The following is a 579-nucleotide window of genomic DNA, read 5'->3' as shown; positions in this document are numbered from 1 at the left end:
GGCCCGGGATGAGCGCACCTGAGTCCTTGCGGCCATGGCGGCGCTTGATCCAGGATTCGAACAGGTCGCCTGCCTGCGAGACAATCGACAGCACGAGCGCGACCAGGCCGAGCAATGCCAGATTGCCGACACCGGCAGCTGCGGCGAGGACCAGCCCGGCGACGACGCCGCCGACAGCGCCGCCGAGTGCGCCGCTGCGCGTCTTGCCGGGCGAGATAGAGGGCGCCAGTTTCGCCCCCCCAACGGCTCGGCCAACGAAATAGGCAAGGATATCGGTGGCCCAGACGACAGCGAACAGGAACAGGATGGCAATGAGGCCTGAACGATCGCCATCGCGCAGCAAGGCGAGCGACAGGCCTGAAACCGCGGCATAGGCAAGGCCGCTCGCATCCCATTGTCCGGTCTTGCGAACCGAGGCGGCTATCGCCGTTGCGGCAACGATGGCCGCCACAAGCGGCAGCAGCCAGGAGGCGGCCAGACCGCCAATCAAGGCGCCAATGAAGACAACCAGCAGTGCTTCCGGCAGGAAACCAAGGCCCGTTGCCCCGGTTGGCCGCGACATGCGGGTCCATTCATAGA

1 protein-coding gene is annotated in these 579 nt (G+C 66.3%); it reads right to left on the bottom strand.

Annotated elements, in window-relative coordinates:
* A partial coding sequence (locus EN964_RS36600) for a phosphatidate cytidylyltransferase (protein ID WP_127277605.1) occupies nt 1–579 on the bottom strand: 579 nt, incomplete at both ends.

The sequence above is a fragment of the Mesorhizobium sp. M7A.F.Ca.CA.001.10.2.1 genome, from assembly GCF_003998575.1.
Lineage (GTDB): Bacteria > Pseudomonadota > Alphaproteobacteria > Rhizobiales > Rhizobiaceae > Mesorhizobium.
This window is presented reverse-complemented; position numbering and strand designations above follow the sequence as displayed.